We start from the raw sequence: 24,946 nt of genomic DNA, 5'->3' as shown, positions 1-24,946 counted from the left end.
GATCCGCAATTCACCAGAGGGTGAGCTGTGGACTGCACGCGGGGCGGGGAACGGGCGTTCCGGCGTGGTCGCGCACGGGGCGCGGCTCATCCGGGGTTGCTCGGTTATTCCTGGTTTCGAAGATGCCCGTCAGGCAGCGGCCCGGCTCAAGGTGACCGTCCAGCACGTCTACAACCTCAACTCCAGCCGCGACGACTTCCCCAAGGCCGTGTACGTCGGCCGCACCCCACTGTGGCCGGTCGACCGGCTCGACGCCTGGCGAGCAGCGCACCCGAAACGGGGGGATTAACCGACCTTTTCTCGGACGGGAAGTAGGCGACCCCGTGGGTTGTTGCGTCCGTCCGTGTCGAAGATCAACGTCGCCAACCTGCGGCCCCGCTCGCTGCTGCACTGGACCGCCCCCCGGCAAGGCGTTCCTCGTCCTGGTCGCCCGCGTCGCCGCCCTCCTCCCTCCGAGACCCGGCGCGGGCGGCCGTGGACGCTCCTGCTGGACAACCACGTCCTGCCGGCCGCCATCGCATGGCGCACCGACCTCACGCACCGCCAGCTCGCCGACCTCTTCGGTGTCGGCGCTGCCACCGTGCACCGCATCATCGACCGACTGACGACCCTCGTCGCCGGACTCCTCGAACCGCCCGACGGGTCCCGCTCGGACCTGTGGGTCGTGGACGGCACCCTCATCCCCGTCGAGGACCAGTCGCAGACGAAGTGCTCCAAGAACTACCGGCGCTCGGTGAACGTGCAACTCGTCTTCCGCGCAGCTCTTAGCCTTGTCCCGCCTGAGCGCTTCGCGGGAGTGCTGTGATGGGCCGGCGGTCGCCTGCGGGCCCGCTGGGGGCTGGTCGCGCAGTTCCCCGCGCCACCACCCCGGCGGCGGGCAGGATGGGGGCATGACCACGCGTACGCGCACCGAGAGCGTCCCCACCCCGGCGGGCGAGGCCCGCATCACCTGGCACACCGCGCCCGGGGCCCGGCTCGTCCTGGCACTCGGCCACGGGGCGGGCGGCGGCATCGAGGCGCGCGACCTGCAGGCGCTGGCCGCCGCCCTGCCCGCCCGCGGGACCACCGTGGCCCTGGTCGAGCAGCCCTGGCGGGTCGCCGGCAAGAAGGTGGCCGCCGCACCCAAGGTGCTCGACGAGGGCTGGCACGGGCTGTGGCCGGCCCTGGAGCGGCCCGGACTGCCCGTGGTGGCGGGCGGCCGCAGCGCCGGGGCCCGGGTGGCCTGCCGGACCGGCGCCGCACTGGGCGCGGCCGGGGTGCTGGCGCTGGCGTTCCCCCTGCACCCGCCGGGCAGGCCCGAGAGGTCCCGGGCCGGGGAGCTGACCGGAGCCGGGCTGCCCACCCTCGTGGTCCAGGGCGGCCGGGACCCGTTCGGGCGCCCGCAGGAGTTCCCGCCGCCGGCCGGGCCAGAGCCGTACGGGATCGTCGAGGTGGCGCACGGCGACCACGGCTTCGCCGTGCCGAAGAAGGCGGACGTGACGCAGGAAGAGGCCCTCGCGGTGATCGCCGAGGCCGTCGCCGCCTGGCTGGAGGCACTGCCCCGCTGAAGCCCGCCCGCTGTGCGACCTGACACAGACCGCGACCGTACGTGCCCCCTCGGGAATGCGCGGCACGACGCTTCTGTTGTGCCGGATGTCGGAACGCACGGGAACTCGTCGGAGGAGAGGGAGCGCATGACCCAGGTCATCGGCCAGGACCGTCCGCAGGCTGCCGGTCTGGAATGGACGGTCCTCCCCGCGCCCAAGCGCAGCCCGCTCCGGGCGGCGGACGGCCGGGACGGTCGACTATTCTCCGATTCGAGCGGGTCCGATTTCGGAGCCGTCGCGCAGTCGGAGGAGGTGGGTCCTGTCGCTGGGACCGAGGAAGGCCACGCGGAGGAGACGACCGCCGAGCGCAACGCGCGCTTCGAGCGGGACGCCCTCGGTTACCTCGACCAGATGTACTCGGCCGCGCTGCGCATGACGCGCAATCCGGCCGACGCCGAGGACCTGGTCCAGGAGACGTATGCCAAGGCGTACGCGTCCTTCCACCAGTTCCGCGAGGGCACCAACCTCAAGGCGTGGCTCTACCGCATTCTGACCAACACCTTCATCAACTCCTACCGCAAGAAGCAGCGCGAGCCGCAGCGCAGCGCAGCGGAGGAGATCGAGGACTGGCAGCTGGCGCGCGCCGAGTCGCACATGTCGACGGGACTCCGTTCCGCCGAGTCGCAGGCGCTCGACCACCTGCCCGATTCCGACGTGAAGGAAGCCCTTCAGGCCATTCCGGAGGAGTTCCGCATCGCGGTCTATCTTGCCGACGTAGAGGGCTTTGCGTACAAGGAGATCGCGGACATCATGGGTACACCCATCGGTACGGTCATGTCGCGACTGCACCGTGGCCGCCGTCAACTCCGCGGCCTGCTGGAGGACTACGCCCGTGAGCGCGGGCTGGTCCCGGCGGGAGCGGGAGAGTCGAACGACCTGAAAGGCTCGGGCTCATGAGCTGCGGAGAGCCGCACGAGACGGAGTGCTCGGAGGTGCTTGACCACCTCTATGAGTTCCTGGACCACGAGATGCCGGACAGCGACTGCACGAAGTTCGAGACGCACTTCGGCGAGTGCAACCCCTGTCTTGAGAAGTACGGCCTGGAGCAGGCCGTGAAGAAGCTGGTGAAGCGCTGCTGCGGCTCGGACGACGTCCCGAGCGACCTGCGCTCCAAGGTGATGGGGCGGATCGAGCTGATCCGCTCGGGACAGGCGGTGCCCGACCACGACGTCACCGCCGATCCCGCCGCCGGCTGACAGGACGGCGACCGAGGACGACCACGCCCCCGGGGAAGGCCCTTCGTTCACCCGGAGGAGCCGGTCCCCGGGGGCGTCGGCCTGTGGGCGGCCGGGTACAGGGCACGCCCGACGGGGTCCCCGGTACCCGAGGGACGTGACAGAGTTGACCCGCTCCCGCCTGGGTAACCCATGGGTAATGAGCGGCCGTCCGAGTGGGCATGGTTGGATGCCAGTAGGAGCGTCCGTGAGGGTGTCCGCAAGGCTGCACCGTTGTCCCCCAGCCACCGCTGGGGGCCCCCAAGCAGGCGGGAATCGTGAGGATCTTCGGGAAGGTACGGCATAGGCCCTCCGCCTCGTGGCGGCAGGCCACCGACCGCGCGTTCACGCTGATCGGCGACGGCCGGTACGAGGACGCGGGTGCGCTGCTGACCAGGGCCGCCGACCTGGAGCCCTGGCTGTCGGAGTCCTGGTTCAACCTGGCCCTGCTGCACAAGTTCCGGCACGACTGGGAGCAGGCGCGGGCCGCCGGGCTGCGGGCCGTGGCCCTGCTGGACCGCGAGACCGGCGCCCCGGACTGGTGGAACGTCGGCATCGCCGCGACCGCGCTGCAGGACTGGCCGCTGGCCCGGCGCGCCTGGCAGGCGTACGGGCTGAAGGTTCCCGGGGACCCGCACGGCAAGGGCGGCGAACCCGTCGGCATGGAACTCGGCAGCGCCGCCGTCCGGCTGTCCCCGGAGGGCGAGGCCGAGGTGGTCTGGGGCCGCCGGCTGGACCCGGCGCGCATCGAGGTGCTGTCCATCCCGCTGCCCTCCTCCGGGCGGCGCTGGGGCGAGGTCGTCCTGCACGACGGGGTGCCCAACGGCGAGCGGGTCACCGCGGCCGGCCCCGCCTACCCCGTCTTCGACGAGATCGAGCTGTGGGCGCCGTCCCCGGTGCCGACCTGGGTGGTGCTGCTGGAGGCCGCCACCGAGGCCGACAGGGACGCCCTGGAGCAGCTCGCCTCGGACGCGGGCTTCGCCGCCGAGGACTGGTCCTCCTCGGTGCGGCTGCTGTGCCGGACCTGCTCGGAGAGCGTCATGCCGAGCGGCGAGGGCGACGGCGAGCACCTGGACCCCCACGACCACAGCGAACCCGGCCACCCCGGCCCGCTGGGCCACCGCACGGCCGGCTCCGGCTCCCTGTGGGTCCCCGAGCGCGAATGCGGCATCGCCGCACCGGCCGGCCTGGTCCGCGGGCTGCTCGACGGCTGGGTCGCCGACAGCCCGGACACCCGGGAGTGGCGGGATCTCGAAGAAGTCTGCTGAGCGGGCACCGTAGGCTGTACCGGCACATTGTGAACGGGTGGACTTACGGAAGGCGTACGGCGGACATGGCGCAGCAGGAGAACGAGGTCATCGCGGTGGACGACGACGGTTACGTCGTGGACACCGAGGACTGTGCGGCGCGCGAGCTCGCCCACCGCGAACGCGGCACCGCCCGTCCCATCACGGTGGTCGGCAACCCGGTGCTGCACAGCGAGTGCAAGGACGTCACCGAGTTCGGCGACGAGCTGGCGCAGCTGATCGACGACATGTTCGCCAGCCAGCGGGCCGCGGAGGGCGTGGGCCTGGCCGCGAACCAGATCGGCGTCGATGCCAAGGTCTTCGTCTACGACTGCCCGGACGACGAGGGCGTGCGCCACACCGGCGTCGTGGTCAACCCGAAGCTCGTGGAGCTGCCGGCCGCCTCCCGCGTCCTCGACGACTCCAACGAGGGCTGCCTGTCCGTCCCGACCGCGTACGCCGCGCTGGCCCGCCCGGACTACGCCGAGGTCACCGGCCAGGACGCCCGGGGCAACCCGATCAAGGTGCGCGGCACCGGCTACTTCGCCCGCTGCCTCCAGCACGAGACCGACCACCTGTACGGCTACCTGTACATCGACCGGCTCTCGAAGCGGGACCGCAAGGACGCCCTGCGCCAGATGGCCGAGGGCACCCCGCGCTACGAGACCGTCCCGAACGAGTAGCCCGCCCGCCGCGCGGTCCGCGCGGACCGGGGCCACAGTGGAGGTATGGACACCGTCCTCGGCTGCCTGGCGGTCCTGGCCATGATGGCCGTGGTACTCGCCCCGGCCCTGGTCGGCCTCCGGCACGAGCGGGTGGTCGACCGCCTGCTGCGCGAGGCGCGCAGGCACCCGCCGGGCGACCCCGTGTACGGCCTCGGCCCGCGCCTGGGCCGTGTCCCGCGCCCGCACCCCCCGCAGGACTGAGGCGCCCCGGGACGGAGGCGGTCCGCTCCGCCCGACGGAACGCGCGAGGGCCCCGGCAGCCGATCACGGCTGCCGGGGCCCTCGCGCACGTACCGGGACGGGCCGACCGGACTCAGAAGTCCTCGTCCAGGTCGACCGTGCCCTCGACGGCGACCTGGTAGGCCGACGGGCGGCGCTCGAAGAAGTTCGTCAGCTCCTGGACACCCTGCAGCTCCATGAAGGAGAACGGGTTCTGGGAGCCGTACACCGGCGGGAAGCCGAGACGGACCAGGCGCTGGTCGGCGACGCACTCCAGGTACTCGCGCATCGACTCGGTGTTCATGCCCGGCAGGCCGTCACCGCACAGGTCGCGGCCGAACTGCAGCTCCGCCTCGACGGCTTCCTTCAGCATGTCCGTGACCTGCTGCCGGAGCTCGTCGTCGAAGAGCTCGGGCTCCTCCTTGCGGACCGTGTCCACGACCTCGAACGCGAAGTTCATGTGCATGGTCTCGTCCCGGAACACCCAGTTGGTGCCGGTGGCCAGGCCGTGCAGCAGACCGCGCGACCGGAACCAGTACACGTACGCGAAGGCGCCGTAGAAGAACAGGCCCTCGATGCACGCCGCGAAGCAGATCAGGTTCAGCAGGAAGCGGCGCCGGTCCGCCTTCGTCTCCAGCCGCTCGATCTTTTCGACCGAGTCCATCCACTTGAAGCAGAACTGGGCCTTCTCCCGGATCGACGGGATGTTCTCGACCGCGGCGAACGCGGCGGCGCGGTCCTCCGGATCGGGCAGGTAGGTGTCCAGCAGCGTCAGGTAGAACTGGACGTGCACGGCCTCCTCGAACAGCTGGCGCGACAGGTACAGGCGCGCCTCCGGGGAGTTGATGTGCTTGTACAGCGTCAGGACCAGGTTGTTCGCCACGATCGAGTCGCCCGTCGCGAAGAACGCGACCAGTCGGCCGATCATGTGCTGCTCGGCGGGCGTCAGCTTCGCCAGGTCGGCCACGTCCGAGTGGAGGTCGACCTCCTCCACCGTCCACGTGTTCTTGATCGCGTCCCGGTAGCGCTCGTAGAAGTCCGGGTAGCGCATCGGGCGGAGCGTCAGCTCGAAGCCCGGGTCGAGGAGGTTCTTGTCGGCAGTGGCTTCCGGCGCGGAGCGCCGTCCATCAGGGGTGGTGGCCGGGTGACGGGTGGGCATTACTGGCAGGCCTCGCAGGACTCGGGGTTCTCAAGGGAGCAGGCCAGCGCCTCGGCGTCGAGGGCCTGCGGGAGGGGCGTGGCGGTCGCCGGGACGGCGGCCGGGACGGCGGTGCCGGACGCGGCGCGCGCGATCCTCGTCGCGGGGCGCGAGCGCAGGTAGTACGTGGTCTTCAGACCCTGCTTCCAGGCGTACGCGTACATCGACGACAGCTTGCCGATGGTCGGCGTCTCCATGAAGAGGTTCAGCGACTGCGACTGGTCCAGGTACGGCGTACGGGCCGCCGCCATGTCGATCAGGCCGCGCTGCGGGATCTCCCACGCCGTGCGGTACAGCTCGCGGACCTCGGCCGGGATCCAGCTGAAGCCCTGGACCGAGCCGGAGGAGTCGCGCAGCGCCTCGCGGGTCTGGGCGTCCCACACGCCGAGCTTCTTCAGGTCCTCCACCAGGTAGCCGTTGACCTGGAGGAACTCGCCCGACAGCGTCTCGCGCTTGAACAGGTTGGACACCTGCGGCTCGATGCACTCGTACACGCCGGCGATCGAGGCGATCGTCGCGGTCGGCGCGATGGCCAGCAGCAGCGAGTTGCGCATGCCGGTCGTCGCGATCCGGGCGCGCAGCGCGTCCCAGCGCTCCGGCCAGGTGAGCTCGACACCGTAGTGGTCGGGGTGCAGCACGCCCTGGGCGGTACGGGTCTGCTCCCAGGCCGGGAGGGTGCCGTGCTTCTCGGCGAGGTCGGCGGAGGCCTCGTAGGCCGCCAGCATGATCCGCTCGGCGATCTTCGTGGAGAGGGCCTTGGCCGCGGCGGAGTCGAAGGGCAGGCGCAGCTTGAAGAAGACGTCCTGCAGGCCCATCGCGCCCAGGCCCACCGGGCGCCACTTGCCGTTGGAGCGGCCGGCCTCCTCGGTCGGGTAGAAGTTGATGTCCACGACCCGGTCGAGGAAGGTCACGGCGGTCCGGACCGTCTCGTCGAGGCGCTCCCAGTCCATCTCGCCCGTCTCGGCGAGCACGAAGGCGCCCAGGTTGACCGAGCCGAGGTTGCAGACGGCCGTCTCGCCGTCGTTGGTGACCTCGATGATCTCGGTGCACAGGTTGGAGGAGTGGACGACCGTGCCCGGCAGGGCGGTCTGGTTCGCGGTCCGGTTGGAGGCGTCCTTGAAGGTCATCCAGCCCTGGCCGGTCTGCGCGAGGGTGCGCATCATGCGGCCGTACAGCTCGCGGGCCGGCATGGTCTTCTTGGCCAGGCCCGCCTGCTCGGCCTTGACGTAGGCGGCGTCGAACTCGTCGCCGTACAGGTCGACCAGCTCGGGCACGTCGGCCGGGGAGAACAGCGACCACTCGCCGTCGGAGTTCACGCGGCGCATGAACTCGTCCGGGATCCAGTGCGCCAGGTTCAGGTTGTGCGTACGCCGGGCGTCCTCACCGGTGTTGTCGCGCAGCTCCAGGAACTCCTCGATGTCCGCGTGCCAGGTCTCCAGGTAGACGGCGGCGGCACCCTTGCGGCGGCCGCCCTGGTTCACGGCGGCGACGGAGGCGTCGAGGGTCTTCAGGAACGGGACGATGCCGTTGGAGTGGCCGTTGGTGCCGCGGATCAGCGAACCGCGGGCGCGGATGCGGGAGTACGACAGGCCGATGCCGCCGGCGTGCTTCGACAGGCGCGCGACCTGGTGGTAGCGGCTGTAGATCGAGTCGAGCTCGTCCAGCGGGGAGTCCAGCAGGTAGCAGGAGGACATCTGCGGGTGCCGGGTACCGGAGTTGAAGAGCGTGGGGGAGGACGGCAGGTAGTCGAGGCGGCTCATCAGCCGGTACAGCGAGGCCACTTCCTCGACGGCCGCGACGCTGTCGTTCTCGGCGAGGCCGCAGGCCACGCGCAGCATGAAGTGCTGCGGGGTCTCGATGACCTGGCGGGTGATCGGGTGGCGCAGCAGGTAGCGGCTGTGCAGGGTGCGCAGGCCGAAGAAGCCGAAGCGGTCGTCGGCGCCCTCGGCGAGCGTGTGCTCGACCAGCGCGTCCAGCCGGGCCGCGTGCGTGCGCACGAACTCGGCGGTGCGGTCCGCGATCAGGCCCTCGCGGTGGCCGACCTCGACCGAGGCGGAGAAGGAGGTCGCGCCCTGGCCCGCGGCCTCCTCGGCGACGGCGATCGTCAGGAGCCGGGCCGCCAGCCGCGAGTACGCCGGGTCCTCGGAGATCAGACCGGCCGCGGCCTCGGTGGCCAGCCCGCGCAGCTCGGCCTCGTCGGCGGTCGCGCTGCGGCCGCGCAGGGCGGCGGCGGCGACCCGGCCCGGGTCGGTGTCGGGAAGGTCGGCGGTCAGCTCGGTGAGGGTGCGCAGCAGCGCGGCCCCGGGGCCCCCCTCAGTTCCGTTGTCGGACGGGTCGGACTCGGCGCGCGGTGCGGAAGGCGCGATGGTCACGGGGGGAGCTCTCCCTCGCTCGGCTCCGGGACGGCGGCGGCGCGGGCGCGAGCGGGCGCGCGCGGGCAGGGGCCCCGAGGGCAGCACCGCGCGGCGTCCGCCGGCCCTACCTCGAGGCCCGGACGTGGTCGGCACCCGGTTCGGTCGAGCCGGGCGCGCCGTCGGCAGGTCGTCGGACTTCGGTGACACCGATGGGTGTACTTCATACCGTTGCGGGACAGTTCCGGATTCGCACCGGATTCCCCTGCGGCGACAGCGAGGACGAGCATACATGTGGGGGGAGGTTTCTGTGCGACCCCCTAGATGTTGTGTCCCGGGCCTTTGCTGAGCGTGGCCTCACAGCTCCAGTCGGTAGGTGAGCAGCGTCAGTGCGGGGATCGGGGACCAGTCCAGTTCGGGGGTGCGGACGAAGCCCAGGCGCGCGTAGATCCGCTGGGCGCCCCGCATCGTCGGCTGGGTGGACAGGGTCAGTGCGGTGACCCCGTCGAGGGCGCGGGCACGCTCGATGCACGCCCGTACGAGGGCCTCCCCGACGCCCCTCCCGCGCGCCTCGGGTGCGACGGCGAGCATGCGGAACTCGGCCTCGTGCGGCCCGGCGACGTCGGCGAGCGGGCTCCCGGGCGGGGCGAAGGTCACCCCGCCGAGCACCTGCCCGTCCCGTACCGCGACCAGCACCTCGCCCGCGGCGGCCCGGCCGGCCACATCGCGCAGGACGTTCAGGTAGGTGTCGTCCTCGTTCCGGTCGAGCAGCCCGTCCCCGGTGTAGGCCTGCCCGGTGATCTCTCCCAGCCGTTCGTACTCGGTGGGCACGGCCGCCCTGATGTCGATGTCCATGCCGCCGAGTGTGCCGGACGGGGGCAGGCGCCCGGCGCTATCGTCTGGAGTAGCACCGTCGAGGAAGGCGAGCGAGGCATGACCGTGATGACTGACCGGCCCCACATGCTGTCCGAAGAATTCGAAGCCCTCGCGCGTATAGGCGCCCGGGAGATCGAGGGACTGCGGCTGGAATTCATCGACGGTGTCATCAGGAGCAAGGCCATGCCGGACGGGGACCACGGGCGGATCATCCAGTGGCTCACGCGGATCTGTATCCAGCACCAGCCTGAACTCTGGTTGCACCAGGGGATGGGGATCAAGGCGCAGGAGTACCGGACCGGGCGGGCGATCCCCGACGCCGTACTGGCACACGAGGACGCTTTTGTGGGGCAGGGCGACTGGGCTGACCCCGAGCCGATCCTCATGGCCGTCGAGGTCACATCCTGGGATTCGGACACGCACCGGCGTGACCACGTCGAGAAGCCGCGGGCCTACGCGCAAACAGGCATCCCCGTCTACCTGCTTATCGACAGGGCCAAGTGCGAGGTCTCCGTTTACAGCCAGCCGAACGGCCGCCGGTACGAGAGCGTTCACATCGTGCCGTACGGGTCGGACATCATCCTCCCGGAGCCTGTCGGCATCACCCTGCAGACTGAGCCCCTCAAGGACTGGGTGCGCTGAGGTCACGCACAACGAAGGGGCCCGCCGGACGACCGGCGGGCCCCTCCACAGCGGCAGCCCTCAGCAGCAGCGGAAGCCCTCCCGGGGATCCGCCTCGCGGGCGTCGGTGCGGGCGTGTTCGAAGGCGCGGCGGGTCATGACCTCGGCGTCCGGATCGTGGGAGCGGGCATGTGCGACGTACCGGTCGTACGCCGCCTCGCCGGAGAACTCCCGCACGTAGAACCGCGCCTTCGCCAGCGCGCCGCGCACCCCGCCGGCGCTCATGCCACCGGCTCCTTCGCACGGCCGCCGCCCGAGTCGAGCCCGGCGGCGGCGAGTTCGGCCCGCTCCTGCGGCGTCGCGATGAGCCCGGCCGGGGCGATGATCTTCGACTCGGTCCACGGGACCTCGGTCAGCCGGACCGTCCCGGGGCTGCGGACGGCCCGGATGCAGGTACGGGCCGCGTCCAGCAGCACGATGACGATCAGGGCGGCGAAGAGTCCGGCCAGGACGCCGTCGACGGTGGCGTTGGTGACCACCGTGTGCATCTCGTCCATGTTCTTCGCGGGTGCGAGCACCTTCCCCGCGTCGATGCCGTCCTGGTACTTGTCGCGCTGGGCGAAGAAGCCGACCTTCACGTCGTCCGAGAAGATCTTCTGCCAGCTCGCGGTGAGGGTGACGGCCACGTCCCACACCAGCGGGACGCCGGTCACCCAGGCCCACTTCAGTCGGCCGGACTTGACCAGCAGGGTCGTGCAGACGGCCAGGGCCACCGCCGCGAGCAGCTGGTTCGCGATGCCGAACAGAGGGAAGAGCTGGTTGATGCCGCCCAGCGGGTCCTTGACGCCGACCCACAGGAAGTAGCCCCAGCCGCCGACGACGAGGGCGCTGGCCAGCCAGACGCCGGGCTTCCAGCTGACGTCCTTGAAGGACCTGTGCACGTTGCCGAGGGTGTCCTGGAGCATGAACCGGCCGACGCGGGTGCCCGCGTCCAGCGTGGTCAGGATGAACAACGCCTCGAACATGATGGCGAAGTGGTACCAGAAGGCCTTCATGCCGGCGCCGCCGACGACGGCCGAGAAGATTTCCGACATTCCGAGTGCGAAGGTCGGCGCTCCGCCCGTACGGGACAGCAGGCTGGTCTCCTCGACGTCCTTCGCGGCCTGGGCGAGGAACTCGGGGGAGACGGAGAAGCCGAAGTTCGTGACCGCCTCCGAGGCGGTCTGGACGGTGGTGCCGACGACCCCGCCGGGGGAGTTGACCGCGAAGAACAGGCCGGGCTCGATGATGCACGCGCAGATCATCGCCATCACGGCGACGAAGGACTCGGTCAGCATGGAGCCGTAGCCGATGACCCGGACCTGGGTCTCCTTCTGGATCATCTTCGGGGTGGTGCCCGAGGAGACCAGGGAGTGGAAGCCGGACAGCGCCCCGCAGGCGATGGTGATGAAGACGAAGGGGAACATCGACCCGGCGAAGACCGGGCCGTCCCCGCGGGCGGCGAAGTCGGTGACCGAGGGCATCTTCAGCGTCGGCATGGCGATGACGACACCCAGGGCGAGCATCGCGATCGTGCCGATCTTCATGAAGGTGGAGAGGTAGTCGCGGGGTGCGAGCAGCATCCACACCGGCAGCACCGAGGCGATGAAGCCGTACGCGACCATCCAGATGATCAGCGTCTCCTTCTCCAGGGTGAAGGTGGACGCCAGCGAGGACTCGGCGACCCAGCCGCCCGCGACGATGGCGAGCAGCAGCAGGGCGACGCCGATGACGGAGACCTCGGTGACCCGGCCCGGCCTCAGCACGCGCAGGTAGAAGCCCATGAACAGGGCGATCGGGATGGTCATGCCGATGGAGAACACGCCCCAGGGCGAGTGCGCCAGGGCGTTGACGATGACCAGGGCGAGCACCGCCAGCAGGATGATCATGATGGCGAACACGGCGACGAGGGCGGCGGCTCCGCCCACGGGGCCGATCTCGTCCCGGGCCATCTGGCCGAGCGAGCGGCCGTCGCGCCGGGTGGAGAAGAACAGGGTGACCATGTCCTGGACGGCACCCGCGAAGATCACGCCGGCGACGATCCAGATGGTGCCGGGCAGGTAGCCCATCTGTGCGGCGAGCACCGGGCCGACGAGCGGTCCGGCGCCGGCGACGGCGGCGAAGTGGTGGCCGAAGAGCACCCGGCGGTCGGTCGGGTGGAAGTCGACACCGTTGTCGAGGCGTTCGGCGGGGGTGGCCCGGGTCTTGTCGACCCGCAGGACCCGGTGCGCGATGAAGCGCGCGTAGAAGCGGTAGCCGATGGCGTACGAGCCGAGGGCGGCGGCGAGCAGCCAGGCGGCGGAGATCTCCTCGCCGCGGGAGAGTGCGAGCACGGCCCAGCCGACGGCCCCGATGAGGGCGATGAGCACCCACACGGCGATCGACTTCGGGGTCATGCGGGCTGATGCGGAGGGCGAGTCAGGTACCGGGCCCGAACTCGCCGCGTGCCGCTGGGTGTCTGTTGCTTCCGGTTCCGGCATGATCCTCGTCCCCTCGTTGATCATCTGCGCAAGCGCAGGGAATCTACGGGGGCCTGACCGGTGAACATAAGCCCCCGTCCGCATGGCGGAACGAAGTCAACTACGGATCACACGGCGGGGCGCTGGAGTCGGGCAACGAACTTGTATCGATCTCCGCGGTAGACCGAGCGGACCCATTCGACCGGCTCCCCGTCGGCGTCCAGGGAGTGCCGGGACAGCATCAGCATCGGCAGGCCGACGTCCGTGCCGAGCAGTCCTGCCTCGCGGGGGGTGGCCAGGGAGGTCTCGATGGTCTCCTCGGCCTCGGCGAGCCGCACCCCGTACACCTCGGCGAGGGCCGTGTAGAGCGAGGTGTACTTGGCCAGGGAGCGGCGCAGGGCGGGGAAGCGCTTGGCCGACAGATGCGTGGTCTCGATGGCCATCGGCTCGCCGCTGGCCAGGCGGAGCCGCTCGATGCGCAGGACGCGCCCGCCCGTGGCGATCTTGAGCAGTCCGGCCAGGGTGTCGTCGGCGGTCACGTAGCCGATGTCCAGGAGCTGTGAGGTGGGCTCCAGGCCCTGCGCCCGCATGTCCTCGGTGTAGGAGGACAGTTGCAGCGGCTGGGAGACCTTGGGCTTGGCCACGAAGGTGCCCTTGCCCTGGATGCGCTCCAGCCTGCCCTCGACGACGAGCTCCTGGAGGGCCTGGCGCACGGTGGTGCGGGAGGTGTCGAACTCGGCGGCGAGGGTGCGCTCGGGAGGGACGGGTGTGCCGGGCGGCAGCGTTTCCGTCATGTCGAGCAAGTGCCGCTTGAGTCGGTAGTACTTGGGCACGCGTGCGGTGCGCGTGGCCGCACCACCCTCCGGCTCGGTGGTCGCCCCTTCGGTGGCCATCGCCGCCCGCCTTCCCGACTCCAGTTTCGCTGCCGTCACCGGCTCCTCCGATATGTGCGGTCACATGGTGACACGGGTGGGGGGACGGGCCTGAAGTCCTCCCCCAGGTGTCGGTCCGGTAACGGACGCGGCACCCGATCATTAGACCCTTGACACCCCTAAAGGTCTAGGCCAAGCTCCGGTTACTGGTCTACACCAATATGGATCGGATCCCGGCCCCACGGGCAGTACGCGTGAAGTACTCGGTGCATCACCGCGGCGGGCGAGGGAAGTTGCAGGCAGCATCCCTGAGGAGGGTGGCGTGAAGCGCAAGCTCATCGCGGCGGTCGGTGTCGCGGGCATGATGGCCGGTGCAGCGGCGTGTGGCAACGGTGGCGGCGACGAGGGCACGGCCGATGCGGGCGGCGCCAAGGAGATCACCGTCTGGGTGATGGACGGCTCCGCGCCGAAGGCCTGGATCGACGAGGTCAACAAGGAGTTCTCGGCCAAGCACCCCGGGGTCACCGTCAAGGTCGAGGTCCAGGCGTGGAAGGGCATCCAGGAGAAGGTCACCACGGCCCTCTCGGAGAACACCCCGCCGGACGTCCTGGAGCTCGGCAACACCCAGAGCGCCGGCTACGCGGTCACCGGCGGTCTCGCCGACCTGACCAAGGAGAAGGGCAAGCTGGGCGCCGACGCCTGGCAGAAGAGCATGCTCGCCTCCGCCGAGTACGAGGGCAAGCTCTACTCCGCCCCCTGGTACGCGGCCAACCGCGTCGTCGTCTACGACAAGAAGGCCTTCGCCAAGGCCGGCGTCACCCCGCCGACGACCCGTGACGAGTGGATCGCCGGCCTGGAGAAGCTCAAGGCGGCCGACCCGTCCACGCAGCCGATCCACCTCCCCGGCCAGAGCTGGTACGTCCTCGCGGGCCTCATCTGGGACGAGGGCGGCGAGCTCGCCGTCAAGGACGGCGGCAAGTGGAAGGGCGGGCTCGGCACCCCGCAGGCGGCCTCCGCGATGGAGTTCTACAAGAAGCTGCAGTCCTACTCCACCGCCCCGAAGGACAAGGACGAGGCCACCCCGCAGCAGTCCACCGACATCGTCCCCAAGGGCGGCGTCGCTTCCTGGATCGGTCTCGGCTGGGAGGCCGGCGGCGCGGAGAAGGCCCTGAAGGAGGCGGGCAAGGAGGCCGACTTCGGCTACTTCCCGATCCCGGGGAAGACCGCCGACAAGCCCGGCACCGTCTTCCTGGGCGGCTCGAACCTCGCCGTCGCCGAGCGCTCCAGGAACAAGGAGCTCGCCAAGGAGTGGCTGGCCCTGGCCACCGGCAAGGACCAGATGACGAAGTACGCCGCCGAGATCAAGGGCGCGTCGCTGCCGAACCAGGCCGCCGCCCAGTTCACCCCGGCCGCCGGCTCCTTCGCCGAGGCCATGGGCAAGGCCGGCGTCAACGGCAGGATCACCCCGGTCACCCCGGGCTGGGCGAACGTCGAGACCGAGCCCAACCCGATCAAGGAGTTCATGACCAAGGTCCTCAAGGGTGAGGACGCCGCCAAGGCGGGCGCGGACGCGGACAAGGAAATCGCGAGCCGCATCAACAAGTAGCACCGCTCCACACCTGCACCGGGGGGTGCGGCGGACGCCGGCTGCGCCCGCCGCACCCCCGGCCGCACGGACAGCCGTACGCGACGCCCGCCCGCTGCCGACCCGGGTGCGACGGACGCCGGTCGCCCCAGCCAACCGCGAGGAAACCACAACATGACCGTGCACTCCCAGGGAGCGGCGCCCGCTCCACAGGGCGCACCACACGAGTCCGGCGGGCGGCTGCGCACGTCGGGGGCGCCTCAGCAGCCGCAGCCCACCGGGGCCGGGGGGCAGGGCCCCGCGAAGGGCCCCACGAAGGGCCCCACGAAGGGCCCCAAGGGATCGGAGAAGACCTCGAAGAAGGCCCCGTCTCCTCGCGGTGCCGCATCCTCGCCGCCCTCGGGCCGGCTGCCGTACCTGCTGATCGCGCCGGCGGTGCTCAGCATGGCCGCGCTGCTGCTGTACCCGCTGGCCAAGAACGTCATCCTGTCCTTCCAGAAGGTCGACAGGATCGAGTTCATCCAGCGCAGGGCGCCCTTCCACGGCGTCGAGAACTACACCCAGCTGCTGGGCGACGGGCACTTCTGGACCGTCGTCGTCCGCACTTTCGCCTTCACCGCCGCCAACGTCGCGCTCATCATGGCGGTCGGCAGCCTCCTCGGCCTCCTGCTGAACCGGCTGGGGAAGTGGATGCGCCTGGTCCTGTCGATGGCCCTGGTGATGGCCTGGGCCATGCCGATCGTCGCGTCCGTGACGGTCTTCCAGTGGCTGTTCGACGAGCAGTTCGGCGTCATGAACTGGGTCATGCGCACGCTCGGCTTCTCCGGCTACGAGCAGCACAACTGGTTCGAGACCGGCTGGTCGACCCTGGTGATCATCACGGTCCTGGTGGTCTGGGGATCCGTCCCCTTCGTCGCCCTCAACATGTACGCCGGCCTGACCACCGTCAGTGCCGAGCTGTACGAGGCCGCGCGGATGGACGGCGCGAACGGCTGGCAGACCTTCTGGCAGGTCGTCTTCCCCAACCTCAGGCCGTTCTTCCTCGTCACCACCTTCCTTGAGGTGATCTGGGTGTTCAAGGCCTTCACCCAGGTCTACGCGATGAACCGCGGCGGCCCCGACCGCGCCTCCGAGACCCTGCCCGTCTTCGCCTTCGTCGAGGGCCAGAGCCAGGGCCACTACGCGCTCGCGGCAGCGATCTCCGTCCTGACGATCGTGATGCTCGTGGTCGTCATGTCCTTCTACTTCCGCCTGATCCTGAAGCAGGAGGAGGAGCAGTGAGCACGAGCCCCGCCCCCAAGCCCGCGCCGCGGCTGCGCACCCGCCGTCCGCTCCGCCCGGGAGCCGTCGCGAAGAACCTCGCCGCCCTCGTCCTGGCCGCGGTCTTCGTCTTCCCCGTCTACTGGATGTTCTCCTCGGCCCTCAAGCCGTCCGGCCAGATCCTCACCAAGGACCCGGTCTTCGCCTTCACGCCGACGTTTCGCAACTTCACCAAGGCCACCGGCGTCGAGTTCTTCTGGACGTACGTGCAGAACAGCCTGCTGGTCACCGTCGGAGCCGTCCTGCTGGCGCTGCTCGTGGCCCTCGCCGCGAGCTTCGCGATCGCCCGCATGAAGTTCAAGGGCCGCAAAGGCCTCGTCCTCGGCGTGATGATGGCGCAGATGGCCCCCTGGGAGGTCATGGTCATCGCGATGTACATGATCGCCCGCGACGCCGAGATGCTGAACAGCCTCGCGCTGCTGACCGCGATCTACTTCGTGATGGTCCTGCCCTTCACCATCTGGACCCTGCGCGGCTTCATCGCCGCCGTCCCGGTGACGCTGGAGGAGGCCGCCCAGATCGACGGCTGCACCCGCGGCCAGGCCTTCCGCAAGGTGATCCTCCCGCTGCTGGCCCCCGGCCTGATGTCCACCTCGCTCTTCGGCTTCATCACCGCCTGGAACGAGTTCGCCATGGTCCTGATCCTGAACAAGGAGAAGACGGCGCAGACCCTGCCGCTGTGGCTGACCCAGTTCCAGACCGCCTTCGGCAACGACTGGGGCGCCACCATGGCCGCGTCCTCCCTCTTCGCGGCCCCGGTCCTGGTCATCTTCGTCTTCCTCCAGCGCAAGGCCGTCGGCGGCATGACCTCCGGCGCCGTGAAGGGATAACGGCCCATGACTGTCCTTGCGCACCGCACCGACACCCTGACCCGCGACGCGCTCGCCGTCCTCCAGCCGGGCTTCGAGGGCACCACCGCCCCCGCCTGGGTGTTGCGCCGGGTCGCCGAGGGCCTCACCGCCGTCGGCCTGTTCGGCCGCAACATCGCCTCGCCGGAGCAGCTCGCCGCGCTGACCGCGCAGCTGCGGGCCGAGCGGGACGAGGTCCTCGTCGCCATCGACGAGGAGGGCGGCGACGTCACGCGCCTGGAGGTCCGCGGCGGCTCCTCCTTCCCCGGCAACCTGGCCCTGGGCGCCGTCGACGACACCGGCCTGACCCGCAGTGTGGCCCGCGAGCTGGGCCGCCGCCTCGCCGAGTGCGGGGTCAACCTCAACTGGGCCCCGTCCGCCGACGTCAACTCCAACCCCGACAACCCGGTCATCGGCGTACGGTCCTTCGGCGCCGACACCGGCCTCGCCGCCCGGCACACCGCCGCGTACGTCGAGGGCCTGCAGGCCGCCGGCGTCGCCGCCTGCACCAAGCACTTCCCGGGCCACGGCGACACCAGCGTCGACTCGCACCACGCGCTGCCGCGCATCGACGTGGACCTTCAGACCCTGGCCGTACGCGAACTGGTCCCGTTCCGGGCCGCCATCGAGGCCGGCACCAAGGCCGTGATGAGCGCGCACATCCTGGTGCCCGCCCTCGACCCCGCCCGGCCCGCCACCCTCAGCCCGCAGATCCTGACCGGACTGCTGCGCAAGGAGCTCGGCCACGAGGGCCTGATCGTCACCGACGGCATGGAGATGCACGCCATCGCCGGGACGTACGGCATCGAGCGCGGCTCCGTCCTCGCCATCGCCGCCGGTGCCGACGCGATCTGCGTGGGCGGCGGGCTCGCCGACGAGGCCACCGTGATCCGCCTCCGCGACGCCCTGGTCACCGCCGTGCGCGAGGGCACGCTCCCCGAGGAGCGGCTCGCCGACGCGGCAGCCCGGGTCCGGGCACTGGCCGAGTGGACCCGCTCGGCCCGGCCCGCCTCCGCCGTGCCGGGCGCGCCGGAGGGGGGCGCGCCCGGCATCGGCCTGGAGGCGGCCCGCCGCGCGCTGACCGTCTCCGGCGGCGGGGCGCCCGTCTCCGTCCCGTACGTCGCCACGCTCGCCCCCGTCGCCAACATCGCGGTGGGCGACGAGACCCCGTGGGGCGTGGCCGCCGAGCTGGCCGCGCTGGTGCCGGGGACCGGCTCGGGCCTGTACCCGCGGGGCGCCGCGGCCGCGGACATCCTGGCGGCGGCCGGCGACCGCACGGTGGTCGCCGTGGTCCGCGACGCGCACCGGCACCCGTGGATGGCCGAGGTCCTGGACGCGCTGGTCGCGGCCAGGCCGGACACGGTCGTGGTCGAGATGGGGCTGCCGCGGGCCGAGCCGCGCGGGGCCCTGTACATCGCCACCCACGGCGCCGCACGGGTGTGCGGGCGCGCGGCGGCGGAGGCCATCGCGCGCCGGTAGCCGGGGCGCTGCCCGCTGCCCGCTGCCGGCCCTGTCCGTCCGCCCGTCCGCCGGTGCGTGGGGCGCCGGCGGACGAGCGGCGCCGGACGGCCGGAAGGCCGGGCCCTGTGGAGGGGGCCCGGCCTTCCGGCCTTTCCGTCCGTCCTTCGTCCGCCGTCCGCCGTCCGCCGTCCGCCGTCCTGCGGCCTTCCGGCCTACAGGCCCTGCCAGGCCGGCTTGTTGGCGTAGGTGTGGCGGAAGTAGTCCGCGAGCTTCAGCTCGGAGGCGGCGGCCTCGTCCACGACGACGGTCGCGTGCCGGTGCAGCTGCAGCGCGGAGGCCGGGACCAGCGCGGACAGCGGGCCCTCGACGGTCTGCGCGACGGCCTCGGCCTTGCCCGCACCGGTGGCGAGGAGGACCAGGTGGCGGGCGTCGAGGATGGTGCCGATGCCCTGGGTGATCACGTGGTGCGGCACCTGCTCCAGGTCGTCGCCGAAGAAGCGCGCGTTGTCGACGCGGGTCTGCTCCGTCAGAGTCTTGATGCGGGTGCGCGAGGAGAGCGAGGAGCACGGCTCGTTGAACCCGATGTGCCCGTCGGTGCCGATGCCCAGCAGCTGGAGGTCGACACCGCCGGCCTCCGCGAGCGCGCGGTCGTATTCCTCGCACGCGGCGACCAGGTCCTCGGCGGACCCGTCGGGGCCCATGAAGGAAGCCTCGGCCAGGCCGAGGGGCTCGACGACCTCGCGGAGCACGGTGGCCCGGTAGGACTCCGGGTGCCCGGCCGGCAGGCCGACGTACTCGTCGAGCTGGCAGACGCGGGCCCGGGCGGCGTCGACCTCGCCGGCCCTCACCTTGGCCGTCAGTGCCTCGTAGACGGGCAGCGGGGTAGAGCCGGTCGCCACGCCGAGCAGGGCGTCGGGCTTGCGGCGCAGCAGCGAGGCGATGGCCTCCGCGATGAGCTCTCCGCCTGCCTTGGCGTCCGGGACGATGACAACTTCCACGCGATGCCTGCCGATCTGGAGTGCGGGTATGTGGTATAGACCAATCTAGCAGAGTCGGGGCCGCTCCGGCCGCGGAATGCGCCTCGGATCCATGGTGGTCCGACCGTTCCCCCGTCGGTGCTCCGGAGTGGGACTGCGGCCCCTCGTACGCCTCCGGAGCGGCGGGCGTGCCGGGCCCCACGACCCGCGCGCCGGGATCGGCACACCCCTCCGCTCCGTCCGACGCCCCGGCACCGTCAGAGCAGGGCCAACTGGAGGCCTCCCGTCGCGTCCAGGTGCTGGCCCGTCACCCAGCGGGAGTCCGGCGAGGCCAGGAAGGCCACCACGTCCGCGACCTCCTCCGCCGTGCCCAGCCGGTGGAAGACCGACCGGGAGGCGGCGTGCGCCCGCGCTGCGGGGTCCGCCAGCCAGGCGGCGTTCAGGTCGGTGTCCGTGATGCCCGGGCCCACCGAGTTCACGGTGATCCCGCGCGGGGCCAGCTCGGCGGAGAGGGAGCGGGTCAGCGCGTTGACCGCGCCCTTCGCCGCGATCGTGGCCAGGATCGCCGGCAGGGCGATGTCCGGGGTGCCGGTCACGTTGACGATCCGCCCGCCGTCCCGCAGCCGGGCCAGCCCGTGCCGGATCACGAAGAACGGCGCCTTCGCGTTGAGCGCCTGCACCCGGTCGTAGGTCTCCTCGTCCGTCTCCGCGATGCCCGCGAAGGCCGGGGCGCCCGCGTTGTTGACCAGGATGTCCACCTCCGCGGTGTGCAGCGGGTGGGCCTCGTACGCCGCCCAGAGCGCCTCGGCGTCGCCCGGCACCCCGAGCTCCGCGCGGATCGCGAACGCCCGCCCGCCGGCCGCCGTGATCGCCGCCACCGTCTCCGCGGCCGCCGCCTCGTTCTGCCCGTAGTGCGCCGCGACCAGCGCGCCGTCCCGCGCGAGCCGCTGCGCGATCGCCCGTCCGATGCCCCGGCTGCCACCCGTGACCAGTGCCGTCTTTCCTGTGAGCACGCCCATGGCGCGCCCCCCTTCGCATTCAGTAGTGGTCGCTACAGAAACGGACCGTACCAGATTCCATAGCGGCCGCTATAGAATCCGGGCATGGTGACCGGACAGCGGGGCAGGCCCCGCTCCTTCGACCGCGACGCCGCTCTCGACAAGGCGATGCTCGCCTTCTGGGAGAACGGCTACGAGGCGACGTCGATCTCCGACCTGACCGCGTCGCTCGGGATCAGCGCGCCCAGCCTCTACGCGGCCTTCGGGGACAAGCGCAAGCTCTTCGACGAGGTGGTGGTCGTCTACGGCGGCCGGTACGCGGACTTCGCGAGCATCGCGCTGGCCGAGGAGCCCACCGCCCGCGCCGCGATGGAGCGCATCCTGCGCGAGGCCGCCGAGGTGTACACCGACCCGGCGCACCCGCCGGGCTGCATGGTGATCAGTGCTGCCGTCAACACCACCTCGCCGGAGGTGGCGGAGGCACTGCGCGAGCGGCGCGCGGCCAGTGTGGCGCTGTTCGAGGGCCGGATCCGGGCGGACGTCGCGGCCGGGGTGCTGCCCGCGGACACGGACGCGCGGGCGCTGGCCAGGTACGCGGCGTCGGTGCTCCAGGGGATGTCGCAGCAGTCGCGCGACGGGGCGACCCGGGAGGAGCTGGAGGCGGTCGCGAAGGTCGCGGTGCGCGCCTGGCCGCAGTAGCCGCACCGGCGGATTCCTCTGGGCCACGGTGCCGGGGCGGGACCCTCAGCCCGCCCGGCACCGTAGCCCGGAGTACTTACGGCCGGCGGGTGTGCGGTTCCCGGCGGCCGGTTGGGAGGTTGCCTGCGCGGTCAGGGCAGAGCGCGTGGCCCACCTCGATCCGTCCTCCTGTGCGGGGAGGGCGGAAGCTTACGTCAATTGTGGACTAGACCATTCTGTTCTGTCCATCCAATGTCGGGCACCGGAAACCCGTGACTTCCTCCAACAGTACGCGGAGTGGACCCTTCCTGGATACTCCCCGGTAGTCGCCGTGGGGAAAGTCATGGCCCGAGCCCGGGGTACGCTCGCCACGTGCCCTCCATGAACGACCTCGTACGCCAGCACACCGCTCTCGGTGAAACCGACCTGGAGTGGCTCCACCTGCTGGTCTCGGAGTGGCAGCTGCTCTCCGACCTCTCCTTCGCCGACCTCGTGCTGTGGGTGCCCACCCTCGACGGCACCCGGTACGTCTCGGTCGCGCAGATGCGCCCCAACACCGGGCCCACCTCGTACCAGGACGACATGGTGGGCCACCTGGTGCCGCGCGGCCGGCGCCCGCTGCTCGACGCCGCCCTGGACGAGGGCCGGATCGTGCGCGAGGGCGACCCGGAGTGGCGCGAGGAGGTGCCCGTCCGCGTCGAGTCCATCCCGGTGCGCCGCGAGGGCCGGGTCCTGGGCGTGATCGCACGGAACACCAACCTGCTCACTGTGCGTACACCCAGCCGGCTGGAGCTGACCTACCTGCAGTCCGCCTCCGACCTGGCCCAGATGATCGCGGCCGGGTCCTTCCCGTTCCCCGGGCAGCAGGTCGACATGGACGCCTCCCCGCGTGTCGGGGACGGCCTGATGCGGCTCGACGCCGACGGGGTCGTCACGTACGCGTCCCCCAACGCGCTGTCCGCGTACCACAGGCTCGGCCTCGCCTCCGACCTCGTCGGGCAGCACCTGGGCACCATCACCGCCGAACTCGCCCCGTCCCGCGGCCCGGTGGACGAGGCGCTCGTCAAGCTCGCCAGCGGCTGGGCCCCGCGCGAGACCGAGATCGAGGGCAACGGCGGGGTCATCCAGCTGCGGGCCATCCCCCTCAAGCCGAAGGGCACCCGGATCGGCTCCCTCGTCCTGTGCCGCGACGTCACCGAACTGCGACGTCGCGAACGCGAACTGATCACCAAGGACGCGACCATCCGGGAGATCCACCACCGGGTGAAGAACAACCTCCAGACCGTGGCCGCACTGTTGCGGCTGCAGGCCCGGCGGATGGATTCGGATACCGGTCGCGAGGCGCTCAACGAGGCCGTGCGCCGGGTCGGTTCGATCGCGATCGTGCACGAGACCCTGTCCCAGAACCTCGACGAGCGGGTGGAGTTCGACGAGATCGCCGACCGCGTGATCGCGATGGTCGCCGAGATCTCGCCGGGCAAGGTGGACTGCCGCCGCATCGGCCGGTTCGGGATCCTGGACGCGGAGGTGGCCACTCCGCTGTCGATGGTGCTGACCGAGATCCTGCAGAACGCCCTGGAGCACGCCTTCACCCAGGGGGAGGGCGGCACGGTGGAGGTCACCGCGGTCCGCAGCGGCTCCGGCCGGGCCGACGGCCGGCTGCTCATCACGATCCTCGACGACGGCTCCGGCCTACCCGAGGGCTTCGACCCGCAGAAGGCCGGCAACCTCGGCCTGCAGATCGTCCGCACCCTCGTGGAGGGCGAGCTCGGCGGCACCTTCGACATGGTGCGGGCGGAGCCCCGCGGCACCAAGGTCGTCCTCGACGTCCCCGTCAGCCCGCAGAAGTAACGCGACGACCCCGTCACGGAGCGTGACGGGGTCGTGGGCTGTCGGCTGCCGGCGGCGGAGCGCCGCGGACAGCACTGAGCCCCGGAGGGAACTTCCGGCGGTGGCCGGTGACGTTCCCGTCCGGGGCTCAAGAGCACGTTGCTGAGCGCTACCAGGTGTTACTACGCGCTGCGGCTCGAGGCTCGAAAGTCAATGTCAGGCGCTGGCGTTGCGCGCCCGGTTGCGGGCGGCGCGGCGCTTCATGGCGCGGCGCTCGTCCTCGCTGAGACCGCCCCAGACGCCGGAGTCCTGGCCGGACTCGAGCGCCCACTGCAGGCACTGCTCCATGACGGGGCAACGGCGGCAGACGGCCTTGGCTTCCTCGATCTGCAGCAGCGCAGGACCGGTGTTGCCGATGGGGAAGAAGAGTTCCGGGTCTTCCTCGCGGCAAACGGCGTTGTGACGCCAGTCCATGGCTGCTCCATCTCCTTGTATTGCGGGCAGGTTGCTTGTGAATGTGAACGCTTTCACGAATCCCCCCGTAAGGGAAGGGCGACCGCCCAGGGGTGGCGGGTGGTCAGTCAAGGACTCGTGGTGGGGTTCTGGCGTCTTCGGGAGCCGGTTCTGCGGGCTGTCCCGATCGCCATGAAGAGATTCGCAAACCTCGGACGGGGATACAACCCCTTCCGGAAAGTTTTTTTTGATTCGTCGGTGTCTACTAGGTCACAGCCCTACATCCTGAGGGTGGATCGACGCGTAAACGTTCGACTAGAAGGAGTTTCGGGCCTTCTACTCACACAATCACACGCAGTGCACGGCGAACGCCTGTGAACCGAACGCTGGTCCGCAATCCGAGGTGGTCTCCGTCCATCTGGAAGGGAAGCGGCACCTTCGAATGCAAGGTGAAGTCGGTCAGATCGTGCAGTGTCACGGCGTGCTTGCCATGCGGGCCGCGCTCAGGAGTCGAGGTCAGGAGCTGTGTGGCGTAGCGCGCGACGGCCGGAGTTGACAAACGGCTGAGCGCCAATACGTCAAGCGCGGTGTCGAAGGAGGCCTCGGGAGACGCGTACAGGGGCCGATTGCCCAGGTAGGTCCAGGGAGAGGTGTTGCAGACTATGGACAGCACCAGGTCCGTCACCGGATCCGCGCCCGGGCGCTCCAGCGTCACCGTGCCGCGCCGCCGGTTCGGCTCCTCCCAGAACTGGCGCATGAGCTGTCGTACATAAAGGGCGTGCGTCGAACGCTTGCCCCGCTCCCGCTGCTGCTCCACCCGCCCCACCACACCCGCGTCGAAGCCGAAGCCCGCGCAGAAGGTGAACCAGCGGGCCGGGACGGACTCGTCCTCCGAGCCGGGCGCGCCGGCCGCCAGCCCCAGGCCCACCGTGCGCTCGCGGTGCTCGCGCAGCGCGTCGAGCAGGGCGCCCGTCGCCTCCACCGCATCGTTGGGCAGGCCGAGCGCGCGGGCGAACACGTTCGTCGAGCCGCCCGGCACCACCGCCAGCCTGGGCAGCCGCTCCGGATCGGGGCCGTTGTGCAGCAGGCCGTTGACCACCTCGTTGACGGTGCCGTCGCCGCCCAGCGCCACCACGAGGTCGAGGCCGCTCTCGGCCGCCCGCCGGCCCAGGTCCCGGGCGTGCCCCCGGTACTCGGTGGTCACCGCCTCCAGCTTCATCTCGCTGGCCAGGGCGTGGATCAAGACGTCGCGCGTGCGCGCACTGGTGGTCGTCGCTGCTGGGTTGGCCACGAGGAGTGCACGCATGACCGCCAGCCTACCGACCCGTTCATACGGGTCCCATACCGCCC

At 71.0% G+C, this 24,946-nt stretch carries 25 protein-coding genes and 1 riboswitch; of the genes, 15 read left to right on the top strand and 10 right to left on the bottom strand.

Translation table 11 applies throughout. The annotated features are described in order from the left end of the window. Positions 1-151: 151 nt before the first annotated feature. The 8 genes from HYE82_RS05975 to HYE82_RS05940 all read left to right on the top strand — a co-directional run bounded on the left by HYE82_RS05975 (position 152) and on the right by HYE82_RS05940 (position 5,012). Positions 152-289 (top strand): hypothetical protein, encoded by a 138-nt coding sequence (locus tag HYE82_RS05975; protein WP_218782295.1) that lies wholly within the window; start codon positions 152-154, stop codon positions 287-289. Positions 290-343: 54 nt separating this feature from the next. Further along, positions 344-805 carry a transposase family protein gene (locus HYE82_RS05970; protein ID WP_179172864.1) on the top strand — a complete coding sequence of 154 codons (462 nt, stop codon included), beginning with the start codon at positions 344-346 and terminating at the stop codon, positions 803-805. A gap of 85 nt (positions 806-890) precedes the next feature. After that, the gene (locus HYE82_RS05965; RefSeq protein WP_179172863.1) at positions 891-1,547 is read left to right on the top strand and encodes an alpha/beta family hydrolase; all 657 of its coding nucleotides are present in this window, start codon (positions 891-893) and stop codon (positions 1,545-1,547) included. A 291-nt stretch (positions 1,548-1,838) separates the two neighbouring features. Beyond that, entirely contained in the window at positions 1,839-2,483 is a 645-nt protein-coding gene (locus HYE82_RS05960) for a sigma-70 family RNA polymerase sigma factor (protein ID WP_179172889.1), read from the top strand. After that, entirely contained in the window at positions 2,480-2,782 is a 303-nt protein-coding gene (gene rsrA, locus HYE82_RS05955; RefSeq protein WP_179172862.1) for a mycothiol system anti-sigma-R factor, read from the top strand. The genes HYE82_RS05960 and rsrA overlap by 4 nt, the downstream gene beginning before the upstream one ends. Positions 2,783-3,078: 296 nt before the next feature. After that, positions 3,079-4,068, top strand: coding sequence for a hypothetical protein (locus HYE82_RS05950; protein WP_179172861.1), 990 nt, complete (start codon positions 3,079-3,081; stop codon positions 4,066-4,068). Positions 4,069-4,133: 65 nt separating this feature from the next. Further along, positions 4,134-4,769: a peptide deformylase gene (gene def / locus HYE82_RS05945; RefSeq protein ID WP_179172860.1), complete on the top strand. Its 636-nt coding sequence runs from the start codon at positions 4,134-4,136 to the stop codon at positions 4,767-4,769. 45 nt (positions 4,770-4,814) lie between these two features. Beyond that, positions 4,815-5,012 (top strand): hypothetical protein, encoded by a 198-nt coding sequence (locus tag HYE82_RS05940; protein WP_179172859.1) that lies wholly within the window; start codon positions 4,815-4,817, stop codon positions 5,010-5,012. Positions 5,013-5,124: 112 nt separating this feature from the next. On the opposite strand, the gene HYE82_RS05935 is transcribed toward HYE82_RS05940, so the two are convergent. From HYE82_RS05935 to HYE82_RS05925, 3 genes are all read right to left on the bottom strand, one after another. Further along, positions 5,125-6,081: a ribonucleotide-diphosphate reductase subunit beta gene (locus HYE82_RS05935; RefSeq protein ID WP_179172888.1), complete on the bottom strand. Its 957-nt coding sequence runs from the start codon at positions 6,079-6,081 to the stop codon at positions 5,125-5,127. A gap of 107 nt (positions 6,082-6,188) precedes the next feature. Next, entirely contained in the window at positions 6,189-8,594 is a 2,406-nt protein-coding gene (locus HYE82_RS05930; RefSeq protein ID WP_309144216.1) for a ribonucleoside-diphosphate reductase subunit alpha, read from the bottom strand. Between the two features lie 151 nt (positions 8,595-8,745). Continuing rightward, positions 8,746-8,886, bottom strand: a riboswitch (cobalamin riboswitch). A gap of 50 nt (positions 8,887-8,936) precedes the next feature. After that, entirely contained in the window at positions 8,937-9,434 is a 498-nt protein-coding gene (locus HYE82_RS05925) for a GNAT family N-acetyltransferase (RefSeq protein ID WP_179172857.1), read from the bottom strand. Between the two features lie 78 nt (positions 9,435-9,512). Here HYE82_RS05925 and HYE82_RS05920 point away from each other — a divergent pair, with 78 nt between their 5' ends. Beyond that, entirely contained in the window at positions 9,513-10,097 is a 585-nt protein-coding gene (locus tag HYE82_RS05920; protein ID WP_179172856.1) for a Uma2 family endonuclease, read from the top strand. A gap of 60 nt (positions 10,098-10,157) precedes the next feature. Here the strand turns inward: HYE82_RS05920 and HYE82_RS05915 are convergent, their stop codons facing one another. The 3 genes from HYE82_RS05915 to HYE82_RS05905 form a co-directional block, all read right to left on the bottom strand. Continuing rightward, on the bottom strand, positions 10,158-10,361 hold the full coding sequence (locus HYE82_RS05915; protein ID WP_179172855.1) for a YbdD/YjiX family protein: 204 nt from the start codon (positions 10,359-10,361) through the stop codon (positions 10,158-10,160). Further along, entirely contained in the window at positions 10,358-12,511 is a 2,154-nt protein-coding gene (locus HYE82_RS05910) for a carbon starvation CstA family protein (RefSeq protein WP_179172854.1), read from the bottom strand. Before HYE82_RS05910 ends, HYE82_RS05915 begins: the two co-directional genes overlap by 4 nt. A 191-nt stretch (positions 12,512-12,702) precedes the next feature. Then, the gene (locus HYE82_RS05905; RefSeq protein ID WP_179172853.1) at positions 12,703-13,467 is read right to left on the bottom strand and encodes a GntR family transcriptional regulator; all 765 of its coding nucleotides are present in this window, start codon (positions 13,465-13,467) and stop codon (positions 12,703-12,705) included. 301 nt (positions 13,468-13,768) lie between these two features. On the opposite strand from HYE82_RS05905, the gene HYE82_RS05900 reads away from it, so the two are divergent. The 4 genes from HYE82_RS05900 to HYE82_RS05885 all read left to right on the top strand — a co-directional run bounded on the left by HYE82_RS05900 (position 13,769) and on the right by HYE82_RS05885 (position 18,678). Further along, complete coding sequence (locus HYE82_RS05900; RefSeq protein ID WP_179172852.1) at positions 13,769-15,052, top strand: extracellular solute-binding protein; 1,284 nt, start codon at positions 13,769-13,771, stop codon at positions 15,050-15,052. Between the two features lie 153 nt (positions 15,053-15,205). After that, the gene (locus HYE82_RS05895) at positions 15,206-16,312 is read left to right on the top strand and encodes an ABC transporter permease subunit (protein ID WP_179172851.1); all 1,107 of its coding nucleotides are present in this window, start codon (positions 15,206-15,208) and stop codon (positions 16,310-16,312) included. A 32-nt stretch (positions 16,313-16,344) separates the two neighbouring features. Further along, positions 16,345-17,181 (top strand): carbohydrate ABC transporter permease, encoded by an 837-nt coding sequence (locus tag HYE82_RS05890; protein WP_256986955.1) that lies wholly within the window; start codon positions 16,345-16,347, stop codon positions 17,179-17,181. Between the two features lie 6 nt (positions 17,182-17,187). Next, complete coding sequence (locus tag HYE82_RS05885; protein ID WP_179172850.1) at positions 17,188-18,678, top strand: glycoside hydrolase family 3 protein; 1,491 nt, start codon at positions 17,188-17,190, stop codon at positions 18,676-18,678. 194 nt (positions 18,679-18,872) lie between these two features. On the opposite strand, the gene nagB is transcribed toward HYE82_RS05885, so the two are convergent. Both nagB and HYE82_RS05875 read right to left on the bottom strand, forming a co-directional pair. After that, complete coding sequence (gene nagB, locus HYE82_RS05880; protein ID WP_179172849.1) at positions 18,873-19,658, bottom strand: glucosamine-6-phosphate deaminase; 786 nt, start codon at positions 19,656-19,658, stop codon at positions 18,873-18,875. A gap of 236 nt (positions 19,659-19,894) precedes the next feature. Next, positions 19,895-20,656 (bottom strand): SDR family oxidoreductase, encoded by a 762-nt coding sequence (locus tag HYE82_RS05875; RefSeq protein ID WP_179172848.1) that lies wholly within the window; start codon positions 20,654-20,656, stop codon positions 19,895-19,897. 84 nt (positions 20,657-20,740) lie between these two features. Between HYE82_RS05875 and HYE82_RS05870 the strand changes: the two genes are divergently transcribed. Both HYE82_RS05870 and HYE82_RS05865 read left to right on the top strand, forming a co-directional pair. Continuing rightward, positions 20,741-21,334 carry a TetR/AcrR family transcriptional regulator gene (locus HYE82_RS05870; RefSeq protein ID WP_179172847.1) on the top strand — a complete coding sequence of 198 codons (594 nt, stop codon included), beginning with the start codon at positions 20,741-20,743 and terminating at the stop codon, positions 21,332-21,334. Between the two features lie 360 nt (positions 21,335-21,694). Beyond that, positions 21,695-23,164: a sensor histidine kinase gene (locus HYE82_RS05865; protein ID WP_179172886.1), complete on the top strand. Its 1,470-nt coding sequence runs from the start codon at positions 21,695-21,697 to the stop codon at positions 23,162-23,164. Between the two features lie 195 nt (positions 23,165-23,359). Here the strand turns inward: HYE82_RS05865 and HYE82_RS05860 are convergent, their stop codons facing one another. After that, positions 23,360-23,617, bottom strand: a complete 258-nt coding sequence (locus HYE82_RS05860; RefSeq protein ID WP_003953983.1) for a WhiB family transcriptional regulator — start codon at positions 23,615-23,617, stop codon at positions 23,360-23,362. Between the two features lie 319 nt (positions 23,618-23,936). Continuing rightward, positions 23,937-24,902, bottom strand: coding sequence for a diacylglycerol kinase family protein (locus HYE82_RS05855; protein ID WP_179172846.1), 966 nt, complete (start codon positions 24,900-24,902; stop codon positions 23,937-23,939). Positions 24,903-24,946 lie beyond the last annotated feature (44 nt).

It is taken from the genome of Streptomyces sp. BR123, from assembly GCF_013401435.1.
Classification (GTDB): domain Bacteria; phylum Actinomycetota; class Actinomycetes; order Streptomycetales; family Streptomycetaceae; genus Streptomyces.
Note: the sequence above shows the minus strand (reverse complement) of the source record. Positions and strands in the feature narration are given on the sequence as shown.